Annotated in this window: 12 protein-coding genes; all 12 read left to right on the top strand. The window is 48.8% G+C overall.

The window, feature by feature from the left end:
• Positions 1 to 70 precede the first annotated feature (70 nt).
• The gene (gene rpsJ, locus OXG10_06240) at positions 71 to 391 is read left to right on the top strand and encodes a 30S ribosomal protein S10 (GenBank protein MCY3826961.1); all 321 of its coding nucleotides are present in this window, start codon (positions 71 to 73) and stop codon (positions 389 to 391) included.
• A 3-nt stretch (positions 392 to 394) separates the two neighbouring features.
• Positions 395 to 1039 carry a 50S ribosomal protein L3 gene (rplC, locus tag OXG10_06235; GenBank protein MCY3826960.1) on the top strand — a complete coding sequence of 215 codons (645 nt, stop codon included), beginning with the start codon at positions 395 to 397 and terminating at the stop codon, positions 1037 to 1039.
• Positions 1026 to 1646, top strand: coding sequence for a 50S ribosomal protein L4 (gene rplD, locus OXG10_06230; GenBank protein MCY3826959.1), 621 nt, complete (start codon positions 1026 to 1028; stop codon positions 1644 to 1646). The genes rplC and rplD overlap by 14 nt, the downstream gene beginning before the upstream one ends.
• Positions 1643 to 1930, top strand: coding sequence for a 50S ribosomal protein L23 (gene rplW, locus OXG10_06225; protein MCY3826958.1), 288 nt, complete (start codon positions 1643 to 1645; stop codon positions 1928 to 1930). The genes rplD and rplW overlap by 4 nt, the downstream gene beginning before the upstream one ends.
• 2 nt (positions 1931 to 1932) lie before the next feature.
• Positions 1933 to 2775: a 50S ribosomal protein L2 gene (rplB, locus tag OXG10_06220; GenBank protein MCY3826957.1), complete on the top strand. Its 843-nt coding sequence runs from the start codon at positions 1933 to 1935 to the stop codon at positions 2773 to 2775.
• A gap of 15 nt (positions 2776 to 2790) precedes the next feature.
• Positions 2791 to 3069 (top strand): 30S ribosomal protein S19, encoded by a 279-nt coding sequence (gene rpsS / locus OXG10_06215; GenBank protein MCY3826956.1) that lies wholly within the window; start codon positions 2791 to 2793, stop codon positions 3067 to 3069.
• 20 nt (positions 3070 to 3089) lie between these two features.
• The gene (rplV, locus tag OXG10_06210; protein MCY3826955.1) at positions 3090 to 3428 is read left to right on the top strand and encodes a 50S ribosomal protein L22; all 339 of its coding nucleotides are present in this window, start codon (positions 3090 to 3092) and stop codon (positions 3426 to 3428) included.
• A gap of 1 nt (position 3429) precedes the next feature.
• Positions 3430 to 4122, top strand: a complete 693-nt coding sequence (rpsC, locus tag OXG10_06205; GenBank protein ID MCY3826954.1) for a 30S ribosomal protein S3 — start codon at positions 3430 to 3432, stop codon at positions 4120 to 4122.
• A complete protein-coding gene (gene rplP, locus OXG10_06200) occupies positions 4109 to 4531 on the top strand; it encodes a 50S ribosomal protein L16 (GenBank protein ID MCY3826953.1) in 423 nt (140 codons plus the stop codon). The genes rpsC and rplP overlap by 14 nt, the downstream gene beginning before the upstream one ends.
• Entirely contained in the window at positions 4531 to 4737 is a 207-nt protein-coding gene (gene rpmC, locus OXG10_06195) for a 50S ribosomal protein L29 (GenBank protein MCY3826952.1), read from the top strand. The genes rplP and rpmC overlap by 1 nt, the downstream gene beginning before the upstream one ends.
• 4 nt (positions 4738 to 4741) lie before the next feature.
• The gene (gene rpsQ, locus OXG10_06190; GenBank protein ID MCY3826951.1) at positions 4742 to 5002 is read left to right on the top strand and encodes a 30S ribosomal protein S17; all 261 of its coding nucleotides are present in this window, start codon (positions 4742 to 4744) and stop codon (positions 5000 to 5002) included.
• A 38-nt stretch (positions 5003 to 5040) separates the two neighbouring features.
• Positions 5041 to 5262, top strand: a 222-nt coding sequence (locus tag OXG10_06185; protein MCY3826950.1) for an uL14 family ribosomal protein, incomplete at its 3' end; no start/stop codon positions are given.

Below are 5262 nucleotides of genomic sequence, written 5' to 3'. Positions count from 1 at the left end.
AGTTGCGTTTTGCGATAAGAGAGGGTGGAAGAACAGTAGGGGCAGGCGTAGTAACAGAAATCATTGAGTGATGAGTAAGGCTTCGAAGATAAGAATAAAGCTTAAGTCTTTTGACTACAGGCTTCTTGATAATTCAACGGAAGAAATTGTCGATACCGCCAAGAGGACGGGTGCGAGAATAGCCGGCCCGGTTCCGCTTCCTACCAGTATAAACAGGTACTGCGTGCTGCGCGGTCCTCACGTGAACAAGAATTCAAGAGAGCATTTTGAAATAAGAACGCATAAAAGACTTGTAGACATACTTGAGCCTACCCAGCAGACAATAGATGAACTTATGAAACTAAACCTTGCTTCGGGTGTGGAAGTAGAGATAAAACTAACGGGTTCGTAAAAAATGATTCAGGGAATTATAGGAACAAAAAAGGGAATGACCGAGTTTTTCAACGATGACATGGTCAAGGTCATCACTACGGTAGTTGAAGCGGGCCCGTGCTTCGTGGTTTCGAAAAAAACCAAGGACTCAGACGGCTACGACGCTGTTCAGCTCGGTTTTGGAGAAGTAAAACCCCAGCGGCTCACGCGTCCCATGAAGGGACATTTTACAAAAGCCGGAGTGAACCCTACTGCGAAGCTTAAAGAATTTTCCGCCACGGTTGATGATTACAAGGTGGGGGACGTGGTAAAAGTTGACATTTTCAAGGTTGGAGATGTTCTAGACGTCACAGCTAAAAGCAAGGGAAAGGGATTCGCCGGGACCATAAAACGTTACAATTTCTCAAGGCAGCCAATGTCCCACGGCGGCATGGCCCACAGAAGACCCGGCTCCATAGGACAGGCTTCGTCTCCGGCCAAGGTGTGGAAAGGGTTGAAAATGCCGGGGCGAATGGGTGGAAAGAATGTAACGGTTCAGGGCGTCAGGGTGGTTGATATAGATGTTGAGAGAAATCTTCTTTTCGTAAAGGGGTCGGTTCCGGGTCCGGTGGGAGGGACGCTTTTTCTCCGGCACACGTCAAAGGGGGCGAAAGATGCTTCAAGTTGACGTATATGACATTGCCAGGAAAAAGGTGGGGACAATGGAACTTCGCTCCGAAATATTTGAAGCTCCAGTGAAAAAGCACTTGCTCCACGAAGTAGTCAACTGGCAGCTTGCCAAAAAAAGGGCCGGAACCTCGTCCACCAAGACGAGAGCTGAAGTCCGAGGCGGCGGAGCAAAGCCATGGAAACAGAAACACACAGGACGTGCAAGGGCGGGGTCCAGGCGTTCCCCGATCTGGCGCAAGGGTGGAGTAGTTTTTGGACCGAAACCGAAAGACTGGTCTTACTCAATTCCGAAAAAGGTGAGAAAAGGGGCACTTGTTTCCGCTCTTTCAAGCCGTTTCGGCGAAGGTGCCATAGTTGTGCTCGACAGTTTTGAGCTTCCGGAGATAAAGACCAGGCAAGTGGCGAAATTCATGAAGGATTTTGACTTCTCCCAAGCTCTTGTGGTTGTCAGTTCGGATAACGAGAATCTCCACAAGTCGGCAAGGAACATACCTGACATAAAGGTGCTCAGGGATGAAGGGCTTAACGTCTACGATCTTCTCAGACACAAGAACATAGTCATGGTGCGGGATTCGGTTGAAAAAATCCAGGAGAGACTATCATGAAAGATCCCCGTTCGATCATAAAACTTCCTGTGATTACCGAGAAAAGCACAGAAGCCAGAGAAGACGGCTGGTATGTTTTTTCCGTAGACAGAAGATGCAACAAAAAGGAGATACAGGATTCCGTCGAGAAGATCTTCGGGGTCAAGGTGGAGAAGGTGAGAACCCTTGTGCTTCCTGGAAAAAGAGTGAAAAGATTCGGCAGAGTTGTAGGAAAAAGGTCAGCGGTTAAAAAGGCTTACGTTAAGCTCAGAGAGGGAGAAATCAACCTGTTTGAGGGAGTTTGATCATGGGAGTAAAAAAATACAACCCCACATCTCCGGGAAGAAGGTTCATGTCCGGGTTTGACTTCGAGGAGGTAACCTCAAAAAAGCCCCACAAGTCCCTTACGGTTTCTCTTAAGAAGAACTCAGGACGCAACTCGAATGGAAGGATTACCAGCTTCAGAAAAGGCGGCGGTCACAAGAAACGCTACAGAATAATAGACTTCAAAAGAGACAAGCACGGCATACCTGCCAGAGTTGTCTCGCTGGAATATGATCCGTATCGCTCGGCTAGAATCGCTCTTCTGTCCTATGTTGACGGTGAAAAAAGATATATTATAGCCCCTGCCGGCCTTAAAGTGGGTGATGAACTAAATTCCGGACCCGGGGTGGAAGTTTCAAGCGGAAATGCTCTTCCCATAGAGAATATTCCCGTGGGTACGGTTATTCACAACATAGAAATGAGGCCCGGAGGCGGGGGAAAGCTGGTTCGTTCCGCAGGTTCGGCAGCGCAGATTGTCGCAAAAGACGGTAACTACGCCCAGATAAAACTCGCTTCTGGCGAAATAAGGCTGATTCATCTTCGGTGCATGGCTACTGTGGGAAGGATCGGAAACGCCGAGAACGAACTTATAGTCTGGGGGAAGGCGGGGAGGTCCCGTCACAAGGGCATAAGACCCACGGTTCGCGGGGTGGCGATGAATCCAGTTGATCATCCCCATGGCGGAGGAGAAGGCAAGGCGACCAAGGGAAACCCTCATCCTGTTTCTCCTTGGGGATGGATTACGATAGGAAAGAAGACGAGAAACAACAAGAGAATGGACAAATATATAGTTAAGCCGAGAAGGGTTGGCTACGGAATGGATTAATCGCGGGAGCTTCAGATGGCAAGATCAAGTAAAAAGGGACTGTATGTGCACGAAAAGCTTATGAAGAAAGTTGAGCAGGCACAGAGTTCCGGGAGTCAGAGAATCATCAGGACCTGGTCAAGAGCTTCAATGATAATACCCGAGATGATAGGAATGACTTTCGCGGTTCACAACGGAACGAGGTTTATTCCCGTGTTTGTGTCTGAACAGATGGTAGGACATAAGCTGGGCGAGTTTTCTCCCACGAGGACTTACCATGGTCATGCGGGTGACAGAAAAGCTAGGAAAAGATAGCAACAACAGAGAGATAGCAGATGGTTTCTAAAGCAGTACATAAGTATGCCAGGGTGTCGCCGAAGAAGGCCAGGGTGGTTCTTGACCTCATAAGGGGAAAAAGCGTGGAGGAAGCTTCCTCGATTCTGCTTTCCGCCCGCAGGAGGGTCTCACCACTGCTCTCTAAGCTGCTTAAATCGGCTGTGGCCAACGCCTCTGAGAAAGGATACAGCGACATCGACTCCCTTTACGTAAAGGAAGTCTACGCAACGCAGGGTCCGACACTTAAGCGTTTTAGGGCCAGGGCGATGGGAAGGGCTTTTGCCCGTAAAACCAGGATGAGTCATATAACGATAGTACTTGAACAGAGGGGATTCTGAATTGGGACAGAAAATTAATCCTATAGGACTTCGTATTGGAATAACCAGGTCATGGGATTCCAAGTGGTTTGCCGAGAAACAGATGTACAGGACTCTGCTCAAAGAGGATATAGACATCCGCAACTACGTAAAGAAGACCTTTTATCAGGCAGCCATCTCGAACATTGAGATTGAAAGGGCCGCGGCGGACAAGGTGAGAATTCTAGTGTATGCGGCAAGGCCCGGGATCATCATAGGAAGAAAGGGTCAGGAGATAGAGCAACTGAAGAAAAAGCTCCAGCAGATGACCGGAAAAGGCATATTTCTTGACATAAGAGAAGTAAAGAGACCCGAAACCGATGCCCAACTTGTTGCTGAGAACCTTGCCCTTCAGCTTGAAAGAAGGGTTGCATACAGAAGGGCCATGAAAAGGGTGCTTTCATCCTCCATCCGAGCCGGGGTTCTAGGAATAAAAGTCATGGTTGCCGGGCGTCTCGGCGGAGCCGAAATAGCGAGAAGGGAGTGGTACAGGGAGGGAAGAGTGCCCCTCGGTACGCTCCGTGCGGATCTTGACTACGGGGTTACCGAAGCGTCAACCACCTACGGAGTGATAGGCGTAAAGGTCTGGATATTCAAAGGCGAGATAATACAGAAAAAGACTAAAGAGAGAGCAGGTGAAATTCCTGAGAGTGTAGATACCGATGCTTCAGCCTAAGAAGACAAAGTACAGAAAGCAGTTCAAGGGAAGAAACCGAGGAGCGGCGACCCGGGGAACGACGTTTGCCTTCGGCGACCTTGCGCTTCAGACGTTGGAAAACGGGACGATTACTTCAAGGCAGATAGAGGCCGCCCGTATTGCGATCACAAGGCACGTGAGAAGGGGAGCAAATCTCTGGATAAGGATATTTCCCTATAAACCCGTTACCAAGAAGCCTGCAGAGACTAGGATGGGAAAGGGAAAGGGGGATGTGGACAAGTATGTGGCGCCGGTAAAAAGAGGACAATTTCTTTACGAAATATCAGGAGTAAGCGAAGAACTTGCACGCTCAGCCTTAAGGCTTGCTTCCTATAAGCTTCCTCTTAGAACCAGGATAGTGTCCAGAAGCGAGGAGGAGTTTGTCTGATGGCAACGAACGCGGAAGAACTAAGAAATCTAACGCCCGAAGAACTGAACAAGCGCCATCGTGATGCGAATGAAGAGCTTTTCAATGTCAGAATACAGGTCGCCACTGGACAGAACCCCAACAATGCGAGGGTAAAGCAGTTGAGAAGAGAGATTGCTAGGATACTTACCATAAAAAAACAGCGGGATACGGCTTCGGGGAGTTAATTCTATGGAAAGAGGAAAGTTAAAGACCAGAACGGGAATTGTGGTAGGTAACAAGATGGACAAGACCGCGGTCGTGGAAGTACAGCGGATCAAAAGTCACGGTCGGTATAAAAAGCAGATAAGAACCAGCAAGAGATTTAAGGTCCATGATGAGCGCAACGAGTGCAACATAGGAGATAAGGTCACAATAATAGAGTCAAGGCCCCACAGCAAAACCAAGAGGTGGAGGCTGGGCAAAGTGGTCAGTCAGGCCGCAGGTGCGTAGGACGTGGTTTTTGATTCTTCGGACTACGGGAGAAAAAAATGATTCAGTCAAGCACATATCTGGACTCGGCGGATAACACAGGGGCCAAAAGGCTTTTCTGCATAAAAGTCCTGGGAGGTTCCGGAAGAAAGTACGCGCGGCTTGGAGATGTTGTTGTGGTTTCGGTCAAGCAGGCCATTCCGAAGTCCAAAGTGGAGAAAGGTTCTGTTTACAAAGCCGTGATAGTCAGGGTGAGGAAGGAACAGAGAAGACCGGATGGT

The sequence above is a fragment of the Candidatus Dadabacteria bacterium genome (assembly GCA_026706695.1).
In the GTDB taxonomy this organism is placed as follows: Bacteria; Desulfobacterota_D; UBA1144; order Nemesobacterales; family Nemesobacteraceae; genus Nemesobacter.
This window is presented reverse-complemented; position numbering and strand designations above follow the sequence as displayed.

Coding starts and splice junctions, on each gene's coding strand:
- rpmC (MCY3826952.1), top strand. CDS start 4,531: ATGGCAACGAACGCGGAAGAACTAAGAAATCTAACGCCCGAAGAACTG.
- rpsJ (MCY3826961.1), top strand. CDS start 71: ATGAGTAAGGCTTCGAAGATAAGAATAAAGCTTAAGTCTTTTGACTAC.
- rpsS (MCY3826956.1), top strand. CDS start 2,791: ATGGCAAGATCAAGTAAAAAGGGACTGTATGTGCACGAAAAGCTTATG.
- rplV (MCY3826955.1), top strand. CDS start 3,090: ATGGTTTCTAAAGCAGTACATAAGTATGCCAGGGTGTCGCCGAAGAAG.
- rpsQ (MCY3826951.1), top strand. CDS start 4,742: ATGGAAAGAGGAAAGTTAAAGACCAGAACGGGAATTGTGGTAGGTAAC.
- rplP (MCY3826953.1), top strand. CDS start 4,109: ATGCTTCAGCCTAAGAAGACAAAGTACAGAAAGCAGTTCAAGGGAAGA.
- rplB (MCY3826957.1), top strand. CDS start 1,933: ATGGGAGTAAAAAAATACAACCCCACATCTCCGGGAAGAAGGTTCATG.
- rplD (MCY3826959.1), top strand. CDS start 1,026: ATGCTTCAAGTTGACGTATATGACATTGCCAGGAAAAAGGTGGGGACA.
- rplW (MCY3826958.1), top strand. CDS start 1,643: ATGAAAGATCCCCGTTCGATCATAAAACTTCCTGTGATTACCGAGAAA.
- rplC (MCY3826960.1), top strand. CDS start 395: ATGATTCAGGGAATTATAGGAACAAAAAAGGGAATGACCGAGTTTTTC.